This window comes from Azoarcus sp. Soil_N_20, from assembly GCF_057656155.1.
In genome coordinates this window covers 18,503-42,892 of sequence record NZ_JBDGKX010000014.1, presented here as the reverse complement: position 1 = coordinate 42,892, position 24,390 = coordinate 18,503, and the positions used below count along the sequence as shown (strand labels likewise).

General features: G+C 59.9%; 19 protein-coding genes. 8 read left to right on the top strand and 11 right to left on the bottom strand.

The window, feature by feature from the left end; genetic code table 11:
* Positions 1-26 precede the first annotated feature (26 nt).
* The 3 genes from AC3A35_RS22140 to AC3A35_RS22130 form a co-directional block, all read right to left on the bottom strand.
* Positions 27-1,985: a carbonic anhydrase gene (locus tag AC3A35_RS22140; RefSeq protein WP_487438567.1), complete on the bottom strand. Its 1,959-nt coding sequence runs from the start codon at positions 1,983-1,985 to the stop codon at positions 27-29.
* Between the two features lie 1,104 nt (positions 1,986-3,089).
* Entirely contained in the window at positions 3,090-3,770 is a 681-nt protein-coding gene (locus AC3A35_RS22135; RefSeq protein WP_487438566.1) for a class I SAM-dependent methyltransferase, read from the bottom strand.
* The gene (locus AC3A35_RS22130) at positions 3,754-5,088 is read right to left on the bottom strand and encodes a flippase (RefSeq protein ID WP_487438565.1); all 1,335 of its coding nucleotides are present in this window, start codon (positions 5,086-5,088) and stop codon (positions 3,754-3,756) included. The genes AC3A35_RS22135 and AC3A35_RS22130 overlap by 17 nt, the downstream gene beginning before the upstream one ends.
* A gap of 73 nt (positions 5,089-5,161) precedes the next feature.
* Here AC3A35_RS22130 and AC3A35_RS22125 point away from each other — a divergent pair, with 73 nt between their 5' ends.
* From AC3A35_RS22125 to AC3A35_RS22100, 6 genes are read left to right on the top strand one after another with little or no spacing between them, the layout of a single operon-like run.
* Positions 5,162-6,025: a methyltransferase, TIGR04325 family gene (locus AC3A35_RS22125; protein ID WP_487438564.1), complete on the top strand. Its 864-nt coding sequence runs from the start codon at positions 5,162-5,164 to the stop codon at positions 6,023-6,025.
* Complete coding sequence (locus AC3A35_RS22120; RefSeq protein WP_487438562.1) at positions 6,022-6,744, top strand: class I SAM-dependent methyltransferase; 723 nt, start codon at positions 6,022-6,024, stop codon at positions 6,742-6,744. The genes AC3A35_RS22125 and AC3A35_RS22120 overlap by 4 nt, the downstream gene beginning before the upstream one ends.
* A 2-nt stretch (positions 6,745-6,746) precedes the next feature.
* Complete coding sequence (locus tag AC3A35_RS22115) at positions 6,747-7,724, top strand: NAD-dependent epimerase/dehydratase family protein (RefSeq protein WP_487438561.1); 978 nt, start codon at positions 6,747-6,749, stop codon at positions 7,722-7,724.
* Positions 7,721-8,842, top strand: a complete 1,122-nt coding sequence (locus tag AC3A35_RS22110) for a DegT/DnrJ/EryC1/StrS family aminotransferase (RefSeq protein WP_487438560.1) — start codon at positions 7,721-7,723, stop codon at positions 8,840-8,842. The genes AC3A35_RS22115 and AC3A35_RS22110 overlap by 4 nt, the downstream gene beginning before the upstream one ends.
* Before the next feature lie 46 nt (positions 8,843-8,888).
* Complete coding sequence (locus tag AC3A35_RS22105; protein WP_487438559.1) at positions 8,889-9,863, top strand: hypothetical protein; 975 nt, start codon at positions 8,889-8,891, stop codon at positions 9,861-9,863.
* The gene (locus AC3A35_RS22100; protein ID WP_487438558.1) at positions 9,817-11,004 is read left to right on the top strand and encodes a glycosyltransferase family 4 protein; all 1,188 of its coding nucleotides are present in this window, start codon (positions 9,817-9,819) and stop codon (positions 11,002-11,004) included. The genes AC3A35_RS22105 and AC3A35_RS22100 overlap by 47 nt, the downstream gene beginning before the upstream one ends.
* A gap of 169 nt (positions 11,005-11,173) precedes the next feature.
* On the opposite strand, the gene AC3A35_RS22095 is transcribed toward AC3A35_RS22100, so the two are convergent.
* The 6 genes from AC3A35_RS22095 to AC3A35_RS22070 all read right to left on the bottom strand — a co-directional run bounded on the left by AC3A35_RS22095 (position 11,174) and on the right by AC3A35_RS22070 (position 18,728).
* Positions 11,174-11,923: a class I SAM-dependent methyltransferase gene (locus AC3A35_RS22095; protein WP_487438556.1), complete on the bottom strand. Its 750-nt coding sequence runs from the start codon at positions 11,921-11,923 to the stop codon at positions 11,174-11,176.
* Entirely contained in the window at positions 11,920-13,017 is a 1,098-nt protein-coding gene (locus AC3A35_RS22090; RefSeq protein WP_487438555.1) for a glycosyltransferase family 4 protein, read from the bottom strand. The genes AC3A35_RS22095 and AC3A35_RS22090 overlap by 4 nt, the downstream gene beginning before the upstream one ends.
* 178 nt (positions 13,018-13,195) lie before the next feature.
* Complete coding sequence (locus AC3A35_RS22085; protein ID WP_487438554.1) at positions 13,196-14,077, bottom strand: glycosyltransferase family 2 protein; 882 nt, start codon at positions 14,075-14,077, stop codon at positions 13,196-13,198.
* A 102-nt stretch (positions 14,078-14,179) separates the two neighbouring features.
* Entirely contained in the window at positions 14,180-16,216 is a 2,037-nt protein-coding gene (locus AC3A35_RS22080) for a hypothetical protein (RefSeq protein ID WP_487438553.1), read from the bottom strand.
* Positions 16,213-18,168 carry a tetratricopeptide repeat protein gene (locus AC3A35_RS22075; protein WP_487438552.1) on the bottom strand — a complete coding sequence of 652 codons (1,956 nt, stop codon included), beginning with the start codon at positions 18,166-18,168 and terminating at the stop codon, positions 16,213-16,215. The genes AC3A35_RS22080 and AC3A35_RS22075 overlap by 4 nt, the downstream gene beginning before the upstream one ends.
* Before the next feature lie 128 nt (positions 18,169-18,296).
* Positions 18,297-18,728, bottom strand: a complete 432-nt coding sequence (locus tag AC3A35_RS22070) for a pilin (protein WP_487438550.1) — start codon at positions 18,726-18,728, stop codon at positions 18,297-18,299.
* A gap of 248 nt (positions 18,729-18,976) precedes the next feature.
* On the opposite strand from AC3A35_RS22070, the gene AC3A35_RS22065 reads away from it, so the two are divergent.
* Positions 18,977-19,552: a tetratricopeptide repeat protein gene (locus AC3A35_RS22065; RefSeq protein ID WP_487438549.1), complete on the top strand. Its 576-nt coding sequence runs from the start codon at positions 18,977-18,979 to the stop codon at positions 19,550-19,552.
* Positions 19,553-19,765: 213 nt separating this feature from the next.
* Here AC3A35_RS22065 and AC3A35_RS22060 read toward each other — a convergent pair whose 3' ends face one another.
* Positions 19,766-21,061 (bottom strand): acetyl-CoA hydrolase/transferase family protein, encoded by a 1,296-nt coding sequence (locus AC3A35_RS22060; RefSeq protein WP_487438548.1) that lies wholly within the window; start codon positions 21,059-21,061, stop codon positions 19,766-19,768.
* Between the two features lie 336 nt (positions 21,062-21,397).
* Complete coding sequence (locus AC3A35_RS22055; RefSeq protein WP_487438547.1) at positions 21,398-22,951, bottom strand: DEAD/DEAH box helicase; 1,554 nt, start codon at positions 22,949-22,951, stop codon at positions 21,398-21,400.
* Positions 22,952-23,241: 290 nt separating this feature from the next.
* Between AC3A35_RS22055 and AC3A35_RS22050 the strand changes: the two genes are divergently transcribed.
* On the top strand, positions 23,242-24,390 hold the full coding sequence (locus AC3A35_RS22050; protein ID WP_487438546.1) for a M48 family metallopeptidase: 1,149 nt from the start codon (positions 23,242-23,244) through the stop codon (positions 24,388-24,390).

Here is a 24,390-nt window from a genome sequence, read left to right as displayed (position 1 = left end):
GGCGCGGCGCTATGCGACGGCAGGCATCAGCGCGATTCCAGCACCAGACGCCCGGCGGTGGGCTGGATCGGACGCGAGTTGCGCGGGTACAGCCGGGTGAAGATCTCCAGTTGCCCGGCCGATAGCACGACCGGTTCCTTCATCACCACCCACAGCACGCCTTCGGTGCACGGCGGCGTGGTGAGCGAGCCCATGTACAGGAAATGCCCCGGGTTGGACGGCAGCAAGGCAGCAAGGTCGATCGTCGCTTCCGGCATGTAGGTGCTGCCCTTTTCCAGCGGCAGGTTGTTGAGCACCACCTGCAGTTGCGCATTGCGTTGCTCGCCCACTGCCAGCAGCACGCCGAGCATTGCGGGCTTGCCATCGCCGTCGCGGTGGTGAAAGTGCACCACCATGTCGGAGGCGCCGCCGCCCACGCGCTCTTCGGAAGGGCGATGCAGGGTGATGTAGTCCAGCATGTAGCGCTGGCCGCGCACCTCCATGGTCATGCCGCTGTCCACATTCACCCGCAGCATGTTGCCGGTGTCGATGATGCGGAACCGCGTCGCCCCATAGTCGAACTTCACCGGGTCCAGTTCAACCGCGATCCCGTTACGCAGATCGATCGGCGACTGGCGGAGCCCTGTGCTGCAAAGCTTCCAGTCGGGGCGCAGGCCGCCCCAGCGATCGGGCCCGGTGTCGCCGGCATAGCTCCAGCCTTCTCCTTGCGGGGGGCGGAAGGTGGTCTGCGGTTTCGGGCGAGGCGCCGCAATCGCTTGTGCGCGGGGCGCGGGTGTCCGACGCGCGGCGCGGGTTTCGGCTGGGCGCGGGGCAGCCCGAGCTGGCGCAGGCGGTGGTGCAGCTGAGGAAACGATCGCTGGCGGTGGCAAAGTGGCTGGTGTCGGTTGAGTGGCAGGCGCAGGAGGACGCGCGGTCGTTACAGCCGGCGTGGCGTTGGCCGGGCGCACCATCTGCGCCTGGTTCTTCGCTGCCAGCGCGGCCAGATCTGGCCGGATGGACGGAATCGGCATCGCCGCCGGCGTGGATCCTGGCTTGATGACCTGAACCGGCTTTCCGAGTGCCGTGGTGGCGGCCGGCGGTGTCGATGGCGCGGCCGTCTTCGCGGGCGCCGCAGCCGACGTGACAGGTGTTGCGGGAACAGGCGCCGCGGTCGGTGGCTTCGGTGCGACGTCGGCCTTCTTCGCCTCGACCACCGGCACCACTTTCGGTGGCGGCGCAATCGCGGGTGCGGCAGCCACGGGCTTAGCCGCAGTGACGGCACTGGCCGCAGCCTTGCTGGCCGCTTCGGCAATCTGCTGCAGGTCGGCCCCGCCCGGAGGCCGACATACTTCGCGCCACATCCGTTCGTCGGCGGTATCCCGCGTCACGACCACCGGGGTCTGGTCGGCGACCGATTCTTCACGCAGCACCCGCTCGTTGAAGTCGAGATACACCCGCTTGATCGTGAAGAAACTCCGCTGCGGGCAGTCGTAACGGTTCAACGCCTTGATCGTCCGATACCCTGCCGTGGCCGCCTCCGCGTCCGCCAGCACCACCCGCCCCCAGGACACCTTGGTGCCCCGGTCCGAGTCGAAGATGCTCTCCCGGTCGATCTCCACCGTGCGCCCGCGGTCGCCGAGCACCTTCTGCCAGTCGGCGCCATACGCCTGTCCCCCAGCGCACAGCCAGAGCACGGCGGCGAGTTGCATCGACAGGGAGTGGAGCCGGGTGAGCTTCATTGCAGAACATCCAGGGTTGCTGTTCAGGGTATCGGCAGTTTGTGGGAAATCTTTAGCCCGAGATGAGGAGTGAATGCTGAATGACGCGCACCGCTTGCATTGCCGCCGGGGCTCTGTTTGCCGAAGTCCGACGCCGTCGATTCGCGGCGAGACCGTGTAGTTGAAACCAAGTTCCGACCAGTAGCGGTCGCAAGAGCCAAACTCGCTTCGCAGTCTCAGTTTGCAGCATCGATATATTGCCGCTGCATGTATTTTGGTGAGCCTCATGAATACTCTGCAGGCCACTGTCGGCGTGGCGCCCTGCGGATGGCTCTGCGCAGGTGCTTCTCTGCGGTTCCTATGCTCGAAGGCACTGACGAGGGCCCGGAAATCGACTCTATGCCATCGAGCAGAATGTATTGGACCAATCGGACGAGGGCATGAAACCGCACCGGGCCTATTGGTGGTGATACACCGCGGTATCCCCTCACTCCAGCATGAAGAGTTCGAGCATCGTAGCCGGCGTCTGGGCGTTTTGCTGTACTGGTCTGCAAGAAAATACAAGTTCGATCATGGTGCTGGCACTTGAAAAGGCATCCATCCGGCTGCCTACGGTATTCTCGGTGGATCTGATGTCTCGATGAGTGTTTGCAACTCAAGTTCACTCATTTCATTGCCATGGTTGTCAAGAATGTTTGCTGGTTGCAGTGCACGAAATACTGATCGATTTCCAAGCCGGTAAGCGTCGAACAACGCCGTAGCATCCGCAACTCCTATATGCCTGCTGAGAACCAGGGGCCACAAAGTTGCTCTGCTCCGATGGGCTACCGAGAACCTGCTCTGCCTTACCAGCACCGTCTTCATCCCTAGGGCGGCTAGTGCGGAGAGGCGGTGGTTGCCATCGGTTACGAGGAAAGACGAGCCGGAGTTGTCCGCGAGTTCCATGACGGTGACGTAGCAATGCTCTTGCGGACGGTAGCCGCTTGTGGAAATAGCCTTCCATGCACTTTCCAGCCAAAAGAATTCTTCAGTGATACGAATCCACGGAACACCTTGCGCGCAAAAATAAGTGAGGATGTCGGGAATCTCGTTAGGCGACGCACACCAGCCAGTTTGCCGGAATAGTTTGCGCCACGACTTCCAAGGCAACCACCAAAGGGGTATCGCGCGCGATGTTGGTACCCCGAGTGCCTCACCAAGACTCTGGGGTCTATAAAAACGGATAAAGTCCAAAAAACGGCTCCGAAGGTCGACTGTCGTCAATCTTTCAGCCAGTCCTGTAACGTAATTCTCATACGGATTGAACTCTCGCCGCCCATACCGAAATCCACAGTAGTGCACACAATCTGCGATGGCGACCTCACGTACCCTCCATTTAAGATCCCATCCCACCTATTTTCTCCTCAAAACTACCGCTACTGCCTCGCCCTCCCCGTAGGGGGCAAGTTTCACCCTCCTACTCACCTGCATCTCTGCAGCAACGAATGCGGAAACCAGCGTTTCCCATGAGTGGTGATACGCCTGGATATGCGACCAAGCTTCCTTTGCTCCGTGCTTCTGTGGAAAACCGAGGAGGCGGGCGACCGTCCTCGGACTACGTCGCACTGCGCCGATGAGCATGCCCAATGGACCTGGGGCGAGATAAGCTTGGATCAGCACGTCGCCGGACGCTACCCTCCGCAGTTCGCGTAGAGCAGGCACAAGCATTTCCCGTGGCAACAGATGTAGGAAGCGCCAGCTTACAACGACATCAAAGTAAGCATCGGGGTAGCTGAGGGCGAAGATATCGCCGGACGTAAGACGTGTGTTCCCAAGGCCAAGTCGTGATACCCGCGACTTGGCTTCGAGTAACATCGACTCGGAGATATCCAATCCAACGACCTCCCTTACCTGATGGTAGTAAGGCAAGAAGCGCCCTGTTCCGACTGGGGCATCAAGCAAGCGCCCAGGATTGGATGTTTGAAAGTATTCTTCGACAAAGCGATTCTCCGCGTGCCAAACCGGCTCCACTTCCCGCGCAACGTCGTATTCTCGTGCTTCGTTTTCACCGTACTTCCTATAGCCGTCGTACATTGCCTACCCTTTTTGATCCTACAGTTAGTTCGTCATGCCAAGGCATCAAACATAGTGCTTTCGTCTGCCAACGGAACAAAGGCCTGGTTTTGGGAAATATGGCGTTTGCGAAGTAGGCTGAGACGGAGTATGAGATGACCGTTGCAATTGCCACTCCCTTTGCTCCGTAATCCGGTACAAGCCAGAGGTTGAGCAGGACGTTGGTTACAGCGCCAAGGAGTGTCTTGGGAATAAAGTACACTTGGTTGCCGTGTCCCATGAACCATGGCTCACTCGCCGTGCTGACGAACACGAATACTGCCGACCAGACATGAATCATCAAAATGACGCCGCCGGCCGCATATTTCGCTCCGAACAGGAAGGGAACAACCCAGTCAGCAATGAGCGTGAATAGCAACGCGACTACCAGGCCCAATCCAGCCACAAAACGAATGCATTGATAGACCTTCGGGTCAAAATTCTCTGGGTCGCTCTTGCGAATGGCTAACAGAATCGGCGCATACGAAGCCATGATCGCAAAAGGAAGTGCGTGTGTTGCTTCGGATATCAAGGCAGCGATGGTGTAAATTCCAACGTCGTTCGTGCTGTGATAGTGACCAAGAAACAGCACGCCGACCCTGGCGTAAAGTGCGACGGAAATAGCAGAAATCAAGAGCGGCAATGACTGTCTGAATATCATTCGCACTCGGTCGAGTCTCGGCTGCCATGATCGTTCCTGGCCGCCAAGGCGTTGATACACGGTCAGTAATGCAAGGGCAATGAGTAGCCCCTCCAATGCCTGGATAAGGGCCAGAAAAACTAAAGGACGATCCGTCGTCAACGCAAGCAAGCGGGCTCCGGCGCCCAGCAACAACACAGCTTGGCGGACAATAACCATCCAGTGAGACAAGAGTCTCTGCCGCAGCCAATATTCAACCACCTCCGCAGCCTGAAACATGCTGGCTGTTGCAATAAGAGGTGTAATCAGCAGGAAGATGGGTTTGTCAGGTTGAAGCAACCACACTACAACGTAGGAAACCGCGATGGTGCTTGCCCCGCCCAAGAATCGCATGAGCATGGCGCTGGATAGGATTTCCATCCGCCGTTCGGGCTCTTCGACCAGCATCCTGACTACCACAGCCTCTATCCCAAGAGTGGCAAGAAAGGAAAGCACACCTACCGTTGCATTGGCGTAACTTAGTACTCCAAACACCGCTGGTTCGAGTCGCTTGGCCACCCACACACTCACCGCGAAGGCTATGGCAAGCCGCAAGCCTCGATCAAGTATCAACCACAGGACATTGAGGGCAAGACGTCGTTGGCCAAGACCATTAGGCATGAAGCGGGGGGATCAACACTAGAGAGCACAAGTTGGGTTAGGATAGCCGGAAAGACACCCTAAGTCAGGAAAAATGTACTTGCTTCGCTGGATGACGGGCAGCCCCCGCGGGAAGAGTTTTATACGTCGCTGGATCCCGCAGGGCGCCAGGGATCTCGTAAATCGGCTCGCTGGCTATGCCATCACCTACGAGGGTCGCTACGACACCTGGCAAGAAGCGAAAATGAAAGGTGCCGGATACGACAACGCGGAGCTCGTGAGTCGCCTGCTGGACGCTGCGCGAGCGGTCAGGCGAGGCGAGGCTGCATGGGAACAGGATGGTGTCACGCATGCTGAAATCCCAGCCCACTTTCCGCTGCTTGCGGGGTTGCTTCGTATCGTTGTCGAACGACGGATCGATTGCTTGCGCGTCGTCGATTTCGGTGGTGGATTCGGCAGTTCCTATTATCAGTGCCGAGCCCACCTTCCAGACGATCTGAGACTCGAGTGGAGTATTGTGGAGCAACAGTCTCTCGTTGAGGCCGGTCGGGCCGAGTTCGAAACCCCCCTGCTGCGCTTTTACCTGACGTTGGAGGCCGTCAGGGATGCGGGAGGCCCGCTACCGGATGTCGTCTTGCTTTCCAGTGTCCTTCAGTACCTGGAGTATCCCTATCGACTTATGGACGAGATTGCATCTATGGGGATTCCGTACATGCTGGTAGACCGTCATCCGTGTTCATTCAACGGGGAGGTGATTACCGTGCAACGCATCCCTGCTGCGTTGTATAAGGCTAGCTATCCGTCCTGGCTTTTCGACCGGAGACGCTTCATCGAACGCTTGGGACACAGTTACGAGTTGATCACGCAGTGGGAGGGGAAGGATCCCCCGATCTGGTCTAGCGGGAGCGTAGGTGCGGGCTTCCACGGCTTCCTGTTACGCCTTCGGGGAATCCGGTGAATCGCCTCATAAAGCGCGCCCTTTTTGAAGCGCCTTGGTGGGCACTGTTCATCAATCCGCACTTCATCCCCCGGCGCGCCCTATATGGCGCGATGAGCCGCTCGGTTGACTCTCTGAGTGGGAGAGTCCTGGATGTAGGTTGCGGTGTGCAGCCATACCGGCACCTGATGACGAAAGCCCGAGAAGTAGTCGGGCTGGAGCTAGATACCCCGCAGAATCGGGCGAAGAAGCAGGCGGACATATTTTACGAAGGAGCCGTGTTCCCGTTTTCTGATGGTCATTTTGACGGCATTCTGTGTAATCAGGTTTTGGAGCACGTATTTGATCCGACTGTGTTTCTGGATGAGATATATCGAACCATGGCCCCGGGTGGTACGCTGATTTTGTCTGTGCCATTTGTCTGGCCTGAACACGAGCAGCCCTGGGACTGCCTACGCTACACTTCGTTTGGCTTGGAGGACAAACTCCGTGCTGCTGGTTTCCACATCGATGAACACGAGAAACTGGTTGGCGGAATGTCGGCGCTCCTGGCGCTGTTGGCCGACGGCCTCAATGCCCGGATCAGAGCGCTGCCGACGCTCTTCAGGCTGGGCTTGAGAATGCTGTGTATTCCCCCGATTTCATTGGTTGGCGTGTGCGTCCAGCCTCTGGTGCGGGCGGACCCCAATTTCTACTTGGACAATTTCGTACGCGCCCACAAACCTTTCTCGGGGGAGTAATCATGACCTTCCATGGCAAACGAATACTTATTACCGGCGGCGCGGGTTTCATCGGTTCCTCCTTAGCCAGACGCCTCGTTGGAGCCGGGGCTGATGTTACCCTCGTCGATTCCCTGATTCCGGAGTACGGCGGTAATCTGACGAACATATCGGATTTCAGCAAGGATGTCAGGCTCAATATTTCTGATGTTCGAGATCCCCATAGCATGAAGTATCTGGTGCAGGGAGTCGATGTCGTGTTCAATCTTGCCGGACAGACGAGCCACCTTGATTCCATGCACGATCCCTACACGGATCTCGATATCAACAGCCGCGCGCAGCTTTCGATACTTGAGGCCCTGCGACACCACAATCCTTGCGCTAAGGTTGTTTTTGCGAGTACCCGTCAGATCTACGGACGACCAGAATACTTGCCGGTTGACGAAAAGCACCCGCTTCGCCCAGTTGACGTCAATGGCATCAATAAGATTGCTGGCGAGAGCTATCACCTGCTTTACCACAAGGTGTACGGCATGCGTACCAGTGCATTGCGTCTGACCAATACCTATGGCTCAGGAATGCGCATTCGTGATGCTCGGCAGACCTTCATCGGCGTATGGATCCGAAGGTTGCTGGAGGGCCAGGCGTTCGAAGTCTGGGGTGGCGAGCAGTTGCGTGATTTCAATTACGTCGAGGACGTTGTTGATGCCTTCCTTCTTTCTGCAGCAGATGACAAGGCTGATGGTATGGTTTTCAATCTGGGTTCGGACGAGGTTGTTAGCCTGGCCGAACTCGCCCACATTCTGGTCGCCGCGAATGGCAGTGGTTCCTTCGAGGTTAAGACGTTCCCGGCTGAGCGGAAGAAAATCGACATTGGCGACTATTACTCCGACTTCGGTCTCATCCGTGAGACCTTGGGATGGGCGCCGAAGGTGACGCTCCGTGATGGTATCAGCCGAACACTCGAGTATTTCAGACGATGTGGGAGCGACTACCTGTGAGCATTCCACAGTCGAATCCCAAAGCCAGTTTCACATCCCATCGTAGTGCCATTGAGGCGGCCGTCGCGCGGGTACTGGAGAGCGGCTGGTATATTCTGGGAGAGGAGGTCAGTGCCTTCGAGATGGAATTTGCGCGGGCGATGCGATCTGAGTGGGCCGCTGGCGTAGCTAACGGCACCGACGCGATTGAACTGGCTTTGCGAGCAGTAGGCGTAGAGGCCGGTGATGGAGTGGTTACCGTTTCTCATACTGCCGTGGCCACCATTGCTGCTATCGCTAGAATTGGAGCCCGCCCACTCTTTGTGGATATTGACCCCCTGTCCTACACCATGTCTCCGGGCAGTCTTGAATCCGTCCTGGCAAGCCAAGCTGCTGCAAGTGCCAGGGCTGTGGTAGTCGTGCACCTCTACGGCCAAGCGGCCGACATGCCGGCCCTGATGGCATTGGCACAGGAAAAAGGCTTGCCGGTCGTCGAAGATTGTGCCCAAGCGCATGGTGCGCTATTGGATGGAAGACCTGTCGGGACATGGGGAAACCTCGGTTGTTTTAGCTTTTATCCCACCAAGAATCTAGGAGCTTTGGGCGACGGCGGGGCGGTCATTGGCAGTGATCGAAATTTGGAAAAGCAAGTAAGGCTCCTGAGGGAATATGGATGGCGTGCTCGATATATTAGTGACACCATTGGATTCAATTCCAGACTTGATGAATTGCAAGCTGCAATTCTGAGGGAGAAGCTGCCCTTCCTCAGTTTCGATAACGACCGGCGCAGGGCCGTTGCACAACGGTATGGTGAACGGTTGTCTGGATTGCCAATTGTTCTTCCCTTCGAGCGACCTGGAAGCAGTCATGTTTTTCACCAGTATGTCATTAGGACCCATGCTCGCGATGAGCTCAGACGCCGACTCGGGGACTGTGGAATAGGAACGCTGATCCACTATCCACTTGCGGTACACCAGCAACCGGCGTTCTCCGCGGAGGTGTGCCGACCGGCTCCACTTCCCCACACTGAGTCGATTGTCGGCGAAATTCTCAGTCTGCCCATGTATCCAGAGCTCGCCGAGAACGACATCGAGTCGGTATGCCTTGCACTCCAGGAGTGTGTTGCTTGCTGCGGCTGACCTGCTGTATCGGCTTCATTTTATGGGATCCCTTGGATAATCCGACATGCACTACTTCTGTACCTACTTTGACAGCAACTATCTGGTCCGAGGGCTGACCCTTTATCGTTCTTTGATAGAATCCGGATGCAAGTGCAAGCTGTTTGTCCTGGCCATGGACGCGCGAACATTGGAAGTCTTGGGATCACTGGGGCTTGAGCACCTGGAGGCCGTTCCTCTTGGTACCCTCGAAGCCTGGGCGCCGGAACTGTCTGAAGTCAAAGATCGTCGCAGTCTCATCGAATACTATTTCACGCTGAGCCCCTATCTTCCGCTTTACCTCCTTCAATCCAGGCTCGAGATTCCTCTCATCACCTACCTGGATGCCGATTTGTACTTCTATTCGTCCCCTGAGCCTCTGTTTACTGAGCTCGGGGATCGGTCCATCCTCGCAATCGAGCATCGATACTCGCCGTCCCTTAAAGGTAAGGAGGTCTACGGTCGCTTCAATGTTCAGTATCTGTCTTTTCGAAGAAGCCCGGGGGGCATGGACTGCCTCGACCGGTGGCGCGCCCAGTGCCATGAATGGTGCTATGACCGCCCTGAGGATGGAAAATATGGAGATCAGAAGTATCTTGACGAGTGGCCAGAGCGTTATCGGAGCGATCTCGTCATTGCTCGGCACCCTGGGGCTGGGGTCGCGCCCTGGAACTGGGCGGGAGTCCCTATGCCGTGGCAGGACGGAAAGCCTTGTCCCGACGGCGAGGCACTGATCTTTTACCATTTTCACGGCGTTAAGATATTCAGTCCTCATTTCATATCGACCGGGCTCCTGGACTGGGGTTTGATGCCGCACAAGCTGTGCAGATGGTTCTACGCGGGCTATGTACGCGAACTCAGGAAGACCTGTAGTTTCATCATGGAGAAAGGTGGTCCGAAACTGCTCTTGAAAGACCACGCCCGGCGCGGCAGTGGCGTCAGGCTGGATACCTTGGGTGAGATCCTCCGCAAGGCCTACCACCAAGCTCTGGTGCTGCTCTGATAACGTGCGGATACTTGTAATTGCCAAGCGCCAGTACAGTGGCCGTGATTTGCTTGGGGATCGCTATGGTCGCCTGTTCGAAATTCCTGCTGCTTTAGCTGCCCAAGGCCATGAGGTTCGCGGGCTTGTCCTGAGTTACAGGCCGACGCAGGAGGGCATCTACCAAGGCAGTGGTGCCAATACCGTACGTTGGGAGTCGATGAATGGCGTGCCATTTCTTCCACCAAGCAGTGTTCGCCACCTTCAGAGGCTAAGGCAGGCAGTCCAGGAATTTAACCCTGACGTGGTTTGGGCCAGTTCCGACGCGTGGCATGCAATTGCGGCATGGTGGATTTGCCGCGCAGTCGGCGTGCCATATGTCGTCGATCTCTACGACAACTATGAGCATTTTGGGCTGACTCGTTTGCCTGGGGTGAAGGCGCTCCTGCGTCTAGCCTGCCGAAATGCAGTCGGTCTGACGGTAGTGAGCAACACTTTGGATGCCTATGTCCGATCCAGATATCGTCTTGGAACAATCCCGAGTCTTGTATTGGGCAATGCAGTTGATCCGAATCGTTTTCGCCATATATTGGCGGTCGAAGCGCGGCGAACGCTGGGGCTTCCTGAGTCGGGCATGTTGATAGGCACTGCTGGCGCACTCGACGCGAGTCGCCAGATCAGCACACTGGTTGATGCCTTTGGAATTCTTTCGGAAAGGCTTCCATCACTGCACCTGGTTCTTGCCGGACCATGTGACAGAGTGATCAAAAGACTTCGACACCCACGCGTTATTTACCTTGGAGATCTTCCTGCACACCGCATTCCATATGTTTTTAGTGCTCTTGATGTAGCGGTGATTTGCAACAGGGATTCAGACTTTGGGCGCTACTGTTATCCACAGAAATTTCAGGAGATCATTGCATGCGGGACGCCTATCGTGGCGGCCAACGTAGGGGAAATGTCCAGCTTGCTCGCAGATCGACCGGACTGCCTTTTTCCTCCGGAGTCACCGGCAACCCTCGCGATGAGGCTTGAGGAACAACTACACGCTCCGCATGGTGTCAGTTCACAGGCAGTCAAGAGTTGGCACGATCGCGCCACGTCACTTTCGTCGATGCTTGAACGGCTGTGCCTCCCCCTCGAGCGTGAGGCGAGGTCTTAGCGAGCTTAACGCAGCCTTTATCAATTGAGATGGGTAAGCTGGACATCTTGCTGAGAAAACGTTCTGGTCTGTGCGGCTGACGAAGGGCAGACAAGACCCGTCTGCACCGGATGCGCAGATATTTCGCTTCGGCCCACGATATCCGTTCAAGGTGTCACGGTATTCATTTTCAGCTAAGTACGCCTGCGTCAGCGGGTACGTGAGCGGCTAACTCGGTGCGTTTAGCCTTGCATAAATGATAGATCTGATACTGCCAGCGTATCGGCCATATCGGAAGGAGCGCAGCCTGTAGGCAGCGCAAAGGAACCATCGGAAATGGCTTCCGAAGGATCCAGCTTCGTGAAAGTACATGCAAATCGCGCCAGCGATCGCATACCTCGATCCCTGCATGATCGAAAAGTTTGGTCCATTCTTCAATGGATCGAACTGTTTCCCGAATATTCTTCTGCTGCGTTCCACGATAGAGGCCTGCTCTGTACGGTGGAAAGCCCGAGTTCGGAACCAGAATCAGAATGCTTGCGCCAGGCTTCGCCACGCGTCGCATCTCGGATAGCGCTCCTGCCTGATCTAGAAAGTGCTCCAGCGATCCGAGGCAGGTCACGATGTCGAAGTGTTCTGTCGGAAACGGAAGGGTCTCGGCGGGTCCAACGTGAAAGTTTCCGCTGGGTAGGTTCTTTCGGCATACGTCGATAGCACGATCAGAAATGTCTATTCCCGCAACCTCGGCACCTCTGCCATGTGCAACTTGCAACCACTGTCCAGCTCCGCACGCGATGTCGAGCACATTCTGGCCGGGGCTGACACCAAGTCTATCGGCAAGTCTCAGAAGGTGGCGGTCTGGTACTCCACTTTGTGCCCCCAATTTCGCGTAGTACACGTCGTTATAGAATGCAGCTACGGTACGGTGGTCCTTGGTCATCTGGCACTCTCCTGAATTGGGGGGCAACAGCGAAGTTTCTGTCCAAAGGCTTCCCAAGAGAAGCGCTTGGCAAACTCCATGCAGGAGTTCTCGATTTGGGAGGAGCGCCCGACTTTCAATTGCTCGATAACATGGCTGGCGAAGCTGGCGTAGTCGTCGGGGATGATCAGTTGGCCCGATTTCCCGGGTAATACAGCGTCAGGCACGCCCCCTACGGCGAAGGCTACGCTCGGGCATCCGTTTGCAGCGGCTTCGATGGCGACCATCCCGAATCCTTCCATATCCCCGGGAAGATCCCGCACCGGAAAGATGTGAGCGGCTGCAGCGCGATAGGCGACGATCAATTCTGCGTCGGTGACTGGCCCGAGTATCCGCAAGCTCGCCTCCAGCCCGACTTCACGCGCGGCGCTGCGGAGCACCTCGTACCCAATCGTGCCTTTATGCAAGGCATTCCCCGGCTCGGCTCCTATCACGACAAGAAGGGCATCAGGCCGGGCATTGTGTATTGCGGGGAGGGCCTTCTGGATGAACTCAACAAGGCCCTTGCGTCTGGTAAGTCGCCCGACCGAGAGCATCAGGGGGTGCGTGCCCAGATTCTGGCGCTTGCGCCAGTCGTCTAGTTCGCTCTCCGTCGGGCGGGAGGCGGGTATCGCGACGCCCGGGTGGAGCAGATGCACGCGGGAAGACTCGAGCCCGATCGCGTGCGCGGCGTTCGCCGTCGCGTTGCTGTTGGCCAGCCAGAAGTCGGCCCTGCGGATGAAGGGCAGAAATGCATGTCGATATGCAAAGTGCTCGACCAACAGATCCAGACCGTGAACGTACACGCCTAATTTTGCTCCGCTCGCCCGAGCTGCAAACCAGGCAGGCGGTGCATTGACTCCGCTTCCGGCCAGGACGAGTCTCGGCTTCGTCTTCCGAGCGAGCGAAACAGCCTGGACGCATGCACAAGCCAGGAACGACGCAATCGGTGTTGCCGGACAGGTGCGCACATGTGCCGACCTGCGTGCGTGTTCCGCAGCTCCGCTCGGGCCAACAAGCGTGGTATCGAAGACTGCGCTGAGTTCATCGAGAACGTGATAATTGAGACGCTCCATCCCGCCCACCAACGGCGGAAAGTTCCTGCTAACGAGCATGGCGCCATGCTTCGCTTCGACCGATTGGGGGCGTGCAACGGAAGGCGACACTATCAACGCTGGCCGTCAGTTGGCCATTTGGCCGTGAGGGTTTCACCCGGGGCCATGTTCAGATCGATGGCAGTGGTTTGGGTGGCAGTCAATGTTTGTCTCCGGAGTCCTTGTACATCAATGCCGTGATCTGTTCCGAGATCAGTCCCATCATGAAGACAACGACGCCGCCCGTGAACAATAGTGCGCTCATGTTGGTAAAGCGACCCATGATCGCCAACGTATAGCCGTACCACCCGAGCCCGAGCAGGAAAAGAACGAATGCCAATGGAGCGAAGAGCTTGAGCGGCGAATAGAGCGTTCCGATCTTGAAAATGATCAGCAGGAATCGCAGGCCATCCTTCACCGGATGTAGATGACTCTTTCCCACGCGCTTGGACGCATGGATCGGTTCGTAGGCAACCGAGTATCCAGCCCGGAAGAAGGCCATCGTACTGGTCGTGGGGTAGGAGAACCCATTGGGCAGCAGGTAGGTGAATTCGAGGAACCGTTCTGCGCGCACCGCGCGAAAACCGGATGTGAGGTCTTCCACCTCATGCCCGGTCATGTAGGTGGCGAGACGGTTGTAGAACTTGTTGGCAAGACCTCTTCCAAGGCTGGCTTGTGAGCCCGTCTGGCGGGCGCCGACCACCAGGTCGTAGCCTTCGTCCAGGCGCACAAGCAGGCGCGGAATGTCTGCAGGGTCATGCTGGCCGTCGGCATCCATGAAGACGATAACCTCGCCCCTTGCGGCACGGGCACCGGTCTTGATTGCCGCGCCGTTGCCTTTCGGGTACGGGTGTCTCAGCACTCGCGCTCCCATATCCGAGGCCAAGATGGCTGTGCCGTCGGTGGATCCGTCGTCTACCACAAGGATGTCCGCATCGGGATAGAGCTCCATGATGTGGGCAAGGGTGTTGCCTATCGCACCCGCCTCGTTCCGCGCGGGAAGGATGATCGACAGCGAGACGGTGGTCGCTGTGCTCGGCATGGTGTGCGTTTCCGCTGGAAGGTTTAGGTGCGACATAGCCGATACTGAATGGATGGGTGTCGCCCATCGTCGGGGTGGCTGAAGACTGTGGATTCTCTCACGTCATTCATGCGTTGCAGGAGGCTTGTTCGGGTTGGACGCCCTGGGCCTCGATTTGCTGCTGGTGATGTCGGCAAGCAAGGTTTCGCGCAAGTGCGTCTTCTCCCTGGGGTAGTAGCCGATCTCGTCCATGTAAATGGTCTTGAGGGCGGCAATGGACAAACCGGCGGTCCTGTCGGTGGGCGCGGGTGTTCGGTCAAGCAGATCCAGCGCGTGCTCATAATGGCCGAAGCTCGCCAGCATCGCCACGTTGGAAAGATGCGGTCCCTCATCGGGCACGCGAGCCCGGAACGCGATAAAAACGGCCATGGCCCGCTCGGGTTCGCCGAGCACGAGCCAGCCACGCCCTTCCCGCTGCGTGAGCATGGTGAGGAAGCTCGGGGTTGTCTGGGCCTGGCCGGTTTGCTCCAGCCCGGCAATCAGTTCGAGTGTTGCCCGCGTATCCACGGCAGCGCACCGTCCATCGAGTAGATGGTCGAGAAATTGGGCGACTTGCGCGGTCGCGACCGCCGACGGGTAGGTGCGCCGATCCAGCGCAGCCAGAAGTGTCGCGATCTCGATCGATGGGTCAAGCCCCCGACTGCAGTTGAGCGTCGCCGCTTCGATCAACCAGGGAAGCCCGCTTGGATCAAGCTCCCGAGCAAGCCGATTCAAGCGAAGGACTTCGTCAAGATTGCCCGTCGTGCGCCAGAAACCGGCCAGATAATGCAGTGCCCTGGGTGAGTTCGGGTGCTCCTGCGCCCATTTCATCGCTTGCGGGAACGGCCGCCCCCATAGGTCTGTGCGCATCAGGGTCAGAAAAGCGAGTATCGAGACCAGTCCGAGTGCAATTTGTCTGCGTCCGGAAGCAGTCAGGCGTGGTGTTTGAGTTTGGGCAAGCCAAAGGGCAGGGGGAAGTCCGATCATTGCCGCAGGCAGGTAATTGCGGTGTTCGAAATACAGTTCGAGCGGCAGGAGACTGGATTCCAGCAGATGCCCGGTCAGGAAGAAGAGAATGGCAAGCGCCCAGGCTGGATGGCGTAGTCGGCTTCTGAATGCCCAGGTGGCCAACGCGATCCAGCCTGCCCACGCCAACCCGGTATTCCATGGCTGCAGCAGACTTGTGGAGATGACGATGTCGTCGTTGAAAAGGCTGCCGGAGGATGGCCTGGGAAGCACGATGTTGAACAGGTAGTCCCACAGCATCCGTCCCTGGGTCAGCAGCCGTTGCCCCGGCGTGAATTCGCGTACGCCGGGATCTCCAGCAAGGAGAGGAGGGATCCCGCGAGCCATGTAGAGAAGAATGAACAGGGTTGGCAGCCCCAGCACCATCCAGCGCGCAATGCGGAACGTGCGGGAGGGCGTCCGATGGTGGCGGTGGTCGTGTGCGTCAAGGACGGTGAGTTCGAGAATGATCGCGAGCAACGGGAGAAGCGCACCATTTTCCTTCGCCAGGACCGCGAGCACGCTGCATCCTGCGATGGAAAACAGCATGACCGAGCCGAGCCGAACGGAAAGCTGAGGCGCGCAATGCATGCGACCCCACGCATAGAGCCACAGTCCGAGCAGCACGAACAGCCCCGAAAGCTGGGTCATGCGCTGGACCACATACAAGGTGGTGGACACCCAGTAAGGGTGCAGTAGCCAGATTCCTGCAGCCAGCAGGGCCACTTTTCCGGCTGTGCCGGATCGCACCCCCAGTGCGAGTGTGAGTTGGCGGAGCAATCCAAACAGCGCGACGCCGTTCAGCAGATGAATGATGAGATTCGTGCGTTTGAACGATACAGGCGACGCGGGCCAATCGCGTGCATCGAGGAGAAAACTCAGGTGCGACAACGGGCGGCCGGTGGGGCCGGAAAAACCCGAGAGCAGATACAGAACGAGGTTCTCAAGGCTGTCGATCGCGCCGTACATTCCCAGAAGGGGGAGGTTGCTCCAGTCGTCGAACAGGAAGCCGCCCTGGAGTCCGGGCCAGTAGACAAGCACACACAGGGCCAGCACTGCCGCAAGCCCCAGTGGAGTTTGCCAGCGGTCCGGATGCACTCGAGCGGTGGCAATCATGGGATTCCGGCTTCCACCCCGCCGCTACGCACACGACCTTGCTTCGGGGCCGGACGCATGGCCGCGAGTTCGGCAACTACTGCGTCGTGTCGGCCAAAGCGGTTCAGATTGCGCAACCGGGAAAGACCGGCTTCAGCTTCCGCGAACCGGCCGACAGCAAATTGATAACGCACGAGATTCGTCCACATCTGGACATTGCGTGGGTCCCGCGCAACGGCTTCCTGCAGGAAGGGCTCCGCTTCTGCATGGCTGCCCGCCACGTTCAGCAGGAAGTTGGCGTACAACGTGACGATATCCGCTCGGCGACGGTGGCGGATGTAGGCCGATTTGAACAACGCGCCCAGTTTCTCCTCGTCGAGATGAATGACGCCCTCCATTTGGGCCGTGAGCAGTGCATGAAGGGCGTTGGTGTCCTGCGCCGACAGCGGTCTATTCTCAATGTAGGCATAGGTGTTTTCCCACCACCCATCTGGAATGCTCAGACGATGTTTCCCATGCATGAACAGGAGCGCCTGATGGGGGAGCAGCGAAGTCCGCGGCAGGCCGGCCGCGTGCTTGAACGTGTGGATAGCGGTGGCGAAAGCAATACTTCCCGGGGGCGGACTGGCTTTGGTAAGCATGAGCCCTAAGTCGTAAGCGGCGCGGGGCGATTCCGGGTGACGGCTATTTTCGAAATAGGCCAGCTTCAGTGGATCGGACCACTCATTGGCGCGAAGAAAAGTCAGGATGGCATACAGGGCGATCGCCGCCAATGCAATTGCATAACACGCAACTTTCATTCGCGCCGCGTTTCGTTGCGTGAAAATCAGCGCGAATACTGCCAGGAAAACGCCGAGCGACCCCATGTAGTTCCGGTGCTCGAAGACCAATTCAAGGCTCAATACCGTGGAAACCAGCAGGTGCATCGTCAGAAACCAGAACACGCCCAGGCTGAACAAGGTCGCCCTTTTTCGCAGGGCGACGGCAACAACAAGCAGCGTCACGAGTCCCAGCGCGCCCAGCAGGCTGGTGGCGGGGGCTAGCGGCCCACGCGAGATCGGGTAGGCGTCATGGTACAGCGACAGCGTGGCCGGGGATGGCGCGACAATCCAGCCAAGGTAGTCCCAGATCACCCGGGATTCCGTCCACAAACGCTCGGACAGGGTGAAGGGGCGATCCACGAACGCAGCGCCAGACAGGGTCGAAGGCGCCAACCAGGCCAGGCCGGCAAGGCCCGGCAACAACAGCACAAACGTATAGAGTCGGACAAGATTCTTGCGGACGTGGCTTCCAGGCTTACCCCAGCCGAACACTAGCCCTTCGATGATCAGGGCATAGACGGGCAGCATGACGCCGCTTTCCTTGCTCAGCACGGCGAGGCTGCCGCAGCCCAGCAGGCCGAGGAGAATCCAGCGCCAGCCGCGCGCGCCGGCATCGTCGGCCTCCATCAGGCGCCGGCCGTGCGTGTAAGCCAGCAAGCCCAACAGCATGAAGAGCGTGGACAGGCTCTCCATGCGCTGAACGACAAACAGCACGGCCGTCAGGTTGATCGGAGCGAGCGCCCAGGCCGCGGTGACGAGCAGGGAGAGGGATGCCGGCGTGACAATGGCAAAGGCTTCAGGTCGTCGGTCCCGGTAGATCGACAGCAGCGTGCTCAAGAGCAGGAAGACCAGCGCCGCGTTAAACAGGTGGATTGCGAGGTTGGTTGCCTTCATGGGGCCGGGGTCGAGCCCGAACGAATGAATTTCCACCGCGAAAGTCAGCATGGATAGCGGTCGGGCGAGGGGCCCCGCGTCGCTCGCGAAAGCCGCGCCCAGCCACGATGACGGGGTCGGGGTGCCTACCCGTAGTCCGGGATTGTCCACGATGTTGACGAAATCATCGAAGACGAATCCGCCAGACAGGCCCGGTGCGTATACCAGCACCGTACAGGCGAGGATCAGTGCAACGCCAAAGAGTATCCGGAGTGGCATCAATTTTGATTGTCGCTGCTCAAGAAAGCCCGGGCGTTGGTGTTTGAGTGAAAAAAAGTGCCCCGCAGGAGCGGGGCACTGGTCACCAATGGGGCCGGCCTGGGTTCGGTCAGCCAATCAGATTACGATTAGCGGCAGCTGGTCGGAAGATACTTGGGATCGACCGTGGTGGACTTGCAAGCCCAGTCTACTGAGCCGGCACTCGTGGTTGCCGAAATTAGGAGGATGTCGCCCGAAATCTTCGTGTTGGCATCGCCACCGAACGTAGCCTGGATGGTCCCCGCAGTGGTGCCAACGTTGACCCCGGTGACGTACTTGCCCTTGATGCTGGCTGCGCTTGCCAGGCCAGCGGACGCGTTGTTAGGCGGGAATCTTCCCGTCTGGTTGAAGAATTCTGCCACCGCGGTCTTTGAACCAGAGGCGAGCGTCATCCCTTCGGTAACCTGCGCACGAATGGTGTAGTCCTGATATGCCGGCAGCGCGACGGCCGCCAGAATGCCGATGATCGCGACGACGATCATCAGTTCGATCAGGGTGAAGCCTTGTTGAATCTTTTTCATGGTCATACCCCTTTACATTAAGACAGTAGAGTTGTCTGGTGTTGAAATCGCATGCTACGCGCCTTCCGGTAACGTCAAAGCAATATCCTTGCCAGAGTTGAGCTTCGGGGGATATGGCCGAAAACCGCCGCTGCTTGTGCCAGAGCACGGGCCTCGCTGGATTCCATTGCAGGTTCTTGGCACACCCGAGGTGTGCCAGTCACCGAATATGTCACAATCTTACGCTGCCTCGGAACGCTCTTGACCTCATGTCCTTCATCTCTCTAAACACTGCCAGTTCGATTACCGGGCTGAGCAAACGTACGCTGTGGCGGCGGATTGCCGAGGGGGTGTTGCGCACCGAGGGTGCCGCCGCGCCGGGAGAGCGTGCCCGCGTCGCGGTGGCCGACGTGCTCCGGTTCGCGCGGTTGCCACTGGCGCCGGAAGACCACGAGCTGATCGAACAGGCCGATGCGAACAACCCCGAGGCGCAATGTGAACTGGCCTTGCTGATGCTGAGTGAGGCGCTCGCAGCCGAGGCCATAGGGTGGATGCAGAAGGCCGCGCGCCAGTTCTACCCGGAGGCAATGTATTGGCTGGCCCGTTGCCACATTTCCGGTGAGGGGGTGCCGGTCGACGCAGCCGCCGGCATCGCGTGGCTGGAAAAGGCGGCCAGCCACGGCCATGTGGTTGCGCGTCACCTGCTGGACCGGCTACATGCCGGCAACGGATCCGCTGCCATCGAGCTGCGCGACACGGTAGTGCTCGATAGCACCCTGGACCGGCTCGAGCGCGAACTGGTGCTGCAAGCACTGGTCGATACCGCGAACCGTACGCCGGGCTGAGGCAATCAATCAGCTGCGGGTACGGCCGAGTTGGCTGCCGCGCTAGCCCTGCTTTCGGCATGCTCGTTCCCGCTGCGTGCACCAATGTGAAGGTTCTCCCCGGCGATCCCCCGCCTTGCCCGGTAGCCGCCGAACCGACCCTCACGAGTCGATCCGTCAGCTTCGATCACGATCTTCGTGCTCTTGGACGGGGTTCGGACCCGTCGGCAATGCTTACAACAGGTTCATCCGTTTCGCCGCCTCGCGCAGCTCGCTGCGGAAATCCGGATGCGCAATGCCGATCAGCGCCTCGGCGCGTTGCTTGGCGCTCTTGCCGCGCAGCTGGGCGACGCCGTACTCGGTGACCACGTAGTTGATGTCGTTCTTGCTGGTGGTGACGTGGGTGCCGGGCGACAGCACGGGCGCGATGCGTGACACGGTGTCGTTCTTCGCGGTGGAGGGCAGCACGATGAAGGCCTTGCCGTCCTTCGAGCGGTTGGCGGCGCGGACGAAGTCGACCTGGCCGCCGGTGCCGGAGTAGGGCGTGTGGCCCAGGCTCTCGGAGCCGCACTGGCCGAGCAGGTCGATCTGCAGAGTGGCGTTGATCGCGCACAGCTTGTCGTTGCGGGCGGCGATGTAGGGGTCGTTGGTGAAGTCGACCGGATGCATCTCCAGCATCGGGTTGCGGTGCAGGAAGCGGTAGAGCTTGCGCGAGCCGAGTGCGAAGGTGGCGACCATCTTGCCGGGCATGAAGGTCTTGCGCCGGTTGGTGACCGCGCCGGACTCGATCAGCGACAGGATGCCGTCGCCGACCATTTCGGTGTGGATGCCGAGGTCGCGCTTGTGCTGCAACTGCATCACCACGGCATCGGGGATGCCGCCGTAGCCGATCTGCAGCGTGGAGCCGTCCTCGATCAGGTCGGCGACATGTTTGCCGATCGCCTCCTGGATCTGGCCGATGGCCGGCAGGCCGACCTCGAACAGCTCCTCGCTGCTCTCCACCAGACCGGAGACCTGCGAGATGTGTACATGGCAGTCGCCGTTGGCGAACGGCACGTTCGGGTTCACTTCGAGCAGGATCACCCGTGCCTTGCGCACGGCGGCCATGGTGTAGTCGGGGGCGAGCGAGAGCGCGAAGTAGCCGTGTTCGTCCATCGGCGAGGCCATCGACAGCACCACGTCGGCAGGCGACAGGCCGCGGTCGATCAGCATCGGCAGTTCGGAGAAATAGGCCGGAACGAAATCCACCCAGCCGGCCTGGCCGCCGGCGCGGGTGGCGCCGCCGAAAAAGTAGGCGTCGTGGCGGATGTTGGTGCGCACGTCGCGATCGATGTAGGCGAACTTGCGCAGCGGCAGGATCTGGCTGACCGCGACATTGCGCAGCTCGTGGCGGCGCTCGGACAGGGCGTGCAGCAGGGTGGGCGGCTCGCCTACGCCGGTGGGCACGATCACCGCGTCGCCGTTGTGTACGAGGCCCACCGCGTCGGCGGGGCTCATTCGCTTCTGCTCGTAAAGGGACTGCATGGTCATCCTCTCGCTCCTGTCCAATGTTTTTCTGATGTGAAGTCGCGGATTATACGGATGTTCCATACTGGTGCGTATGGGTGCTGACCGGATCCGTCTGTCCGGCCGGATTGAACCCGCGCTTGTTGCGACCGGATATCAGTCTGCCATGGCCCACACGTACGCGGCTGCCGGAATGGGGGGCAGTCACGTGCTCGCCGAATGTCGCGGAATGCGATGGCCGGTCCCGATCGGGTTGGCGGCATGCAATCCAGGGGCGGCGAGGTGCAGCGTCCTCTGCACCAACAAAAAGACCACCTTGCGGTGGCCTTCTTGTGACTACGTCTTTCGGCGGCGATCGGGTCAGCGGTTGCCGTTACCGGTTCTGGCCGAGAACAGCGCCGCCCGCGGTGCCGGGCTGCGACGCTCGCCGGGCTGTGGCGCACGGTTGCCATTGGCTTCGGGACGGCTGCGGTTTGCGCCGTTGTTGCCATTGGCCTCGGGGCGACTCGGCGCGCTGCGGTTGCCGTCGACCTCGGGGCGCGGAGCGTTTGCCGGGCGGGCGCGGTTGCCGTCGGCTTCACCGCGGGCGCGTTGCGGCGCCCGGTTGCCGGGTTGGCCGCCGTTGGCGGGGCCACGTCCGGCAGGGCGCTCGGTACGCGTTGCCGGCGCGCCAGCGGGTTTGCGTTCCTGGCCCGACCGACCGCCGCCACGGCGCGGCATCGGCTCGCGTCGCTGATCGGCGTCATGGGCCTCCTCGGCGCCGGCGCTGGGAACGAAGCCTTCGGCGGTGACGCGGTCGATCTTGCGCCGCATCACGCGCTCGATGTCGGCGAGCATTTTGACTTCCTCGCGGTCGACCAGCGAAATCGCATTGCCGGTCGCCCCGGCGCGACCGGTACGGCCGATGCGGTGCACATAGTCTTCGGGCACATTGGGCAGTTCGAAGTTCACCACTTGCGGCAGCTGGTCGATATCGAGCCCGCGTGCGGCGATGTCGGTCGCGACCAGGACCGGCAGCGAGCCGTCCTTGAATTGCGACAGCGCGCGGGTACGGGCGGCCTGGCTCTTGTTGCCATGGATCGCCGCCGACTCGATGCCATGCTTGGTGAGGTATTCGGCGAGCTTGTTCGCGCCGTGCTTGGTGCGGGTGAACACCAGCGCCTGGAACCACTGGTGCTCCTTGATCAGCCACGCCAGCAGTTCGCGTTTCTGCTTTTGTCCGATCATGTAGGCCGATTGTTCGACCAGTTCGGTAGCGGTGTTGCGCGGTGCAACTTCGACGCAGGCCGGCTTGTGCAGCAGGGTGTTGGCGAGTTCGCGGATTTCTTCGGAGAAGGTGGCCGAGAACAGCAGGTTCTGACGCTTCTTGGGCAGTAGTGCGAGAACCTTGCGGATGTCGCGGATGAAGCCCATGTCGAGCATGCGGTCGGCTTCGTCCAGGATCAGGATCTCGACCCCCGACAGATCCAACGTGCGCTGGCCGACGTGATCGAGCAGGCGGCCGGGGGTGGCGACCAGGATGTCGACGCGCTTCTTGAGCGCGGAGATCTGCGGGTTGATGTTGACCCCGCCGAACATCACCATCGAGGTCAGCGGAACATGTTTGCCGTAGGTCTTGACCGACTCCTCGACCTGGGCCGCGAGTTCGCGGGTGGGCGTCAGGATGAGGCAGCGCGGGCGGCCGGGCGGATGCGGATGCACGTGCGTCTGCGACAGCAGGTGCAGTACCGGCAGGGTGAAGCCGGCGGTCTTGCCGGTGCCGGTCTGTGCCGCCGCCAGCAGATCGCCGCCGGCCAGAACCTGCGGAATGGCCTGGGCCTGGATCGGCGTGGGGGTGGTGTAGCCGGCTTCCGAAATGGCGCGCAGCAGGGGTTCGGCCAGTCCGAGACTGGCAAAGTTTGATTCGGTGTTCATGCGAGAAGAGTGCTCCGGCGTCGGCCTGTCATCCGCAATGCGGACGACACCAATCGAGGCGGGCGGGATTCGTGACCGGGAAAGGTCGTTGAAGGCGTTGCGGCCGATTGGTCGGGCACGCAGCGTGGCGACACTGTAGACGCTTCCGGCGGGGAAAGCGAGGAAATGGGCACAGACCTGAATTTAAATCCATTTTTTTCAGAGGGATATTGCTTTCGTGCAATATTAGTTCGTGTCTGCGTGGCGTATAGTGCGGCAGATGTTGCGGTGCGTTGTAGGAGTAAGTGCCAATGTATGTGCCCCGTTCCCGATTGTTCGATCTTCGACCGCGCCTGGCGATGCGGCTTGGCATGCTGGCCTCGCTCGGATTGGTAACGGTCGGCGGCCTGGTGCTGCTGGCGTTGTGGTGCGTCGTCATCGCACTGATGCACAGCTGGCAGTCGCTCACCCAGGGCGCGCCGCTGAGCACCCTCGGTTCGAGCCTGGCGGCCGTGGTGGCCGCCTATGTCGGCGCCCGTCTTGCCGCCGTGTTGTTCGTGCCGCCGCCGGTACCGGAGGGTGTTCGCCTGTTGCGCGGTGCGGCGCCGGATTTCTATCTGCTGGTCGACCACATCGCCAGCCACCTCGGTGCAGATCGTATCGATCGGGTCTGGATCACGCGCGACATCAATGCGACCGTGATGCAGCGCGCCCGCTGGGGGTGTGTCGGGCGGATCGAAACCCATCTGATGCTGGGGCTGTCGCTGGTGCACAGCGTGTCCCGCTCGCAACTCTCCGCCGTGCTGGCTCACGAGTTTGCCCACCTGGCGGTGCAGCGCAAGGGCGTAGGCAAGGTCGGTGCGCATGTACGCGCCTGGTGGTTGCGTGTGCTCGACTCGGCGTGTGAGACGATGCCGCTGATGGAATCCATTGCAGACCGCAGTTTGCGGCGCTTCTACCGCAACATGTTGCGGCTGTCGCGGATCGAGGAGTTCGAGGCCGATGCAATGGCCGCGCAACTGGTCGGGCCGGGGCTGCTGGGTGAGACCCTGGTCGAGGTGACCCTCAAGGAGCGCTTCCTGCGTCAGGATTACTGGCCCAAGGTCATGGCGCAGAGCGAAATCCGCGCACGGCCATCGATTCGACCGTATCGGGAGATGGGGCTCGGCGTGGAAACCGGCTTCCTGCGGCCCGCGTCGGTGCGTGCGGCAACCGACGCCCTGCTCGAGACCGGCGATGAGGACGCGCTCCCTTTTCATCCGTCGCTGCATGAGCGTCTGCGGGCCTTGCGGGTGCCGCTGCGTGCCGCGGCGGCAGATCGGCCGTCGGCTGCACGGCACTATTTTGCGCCGCTGCTGCCCACGCTCGCCTGGGTGTTCGACCGTGCCTGGTGGCAGGATACCCGCTCCGGCTGGCGGGATAAGTACCGTGGTGCATGCGACAGGCCGGAACGGCGCTAG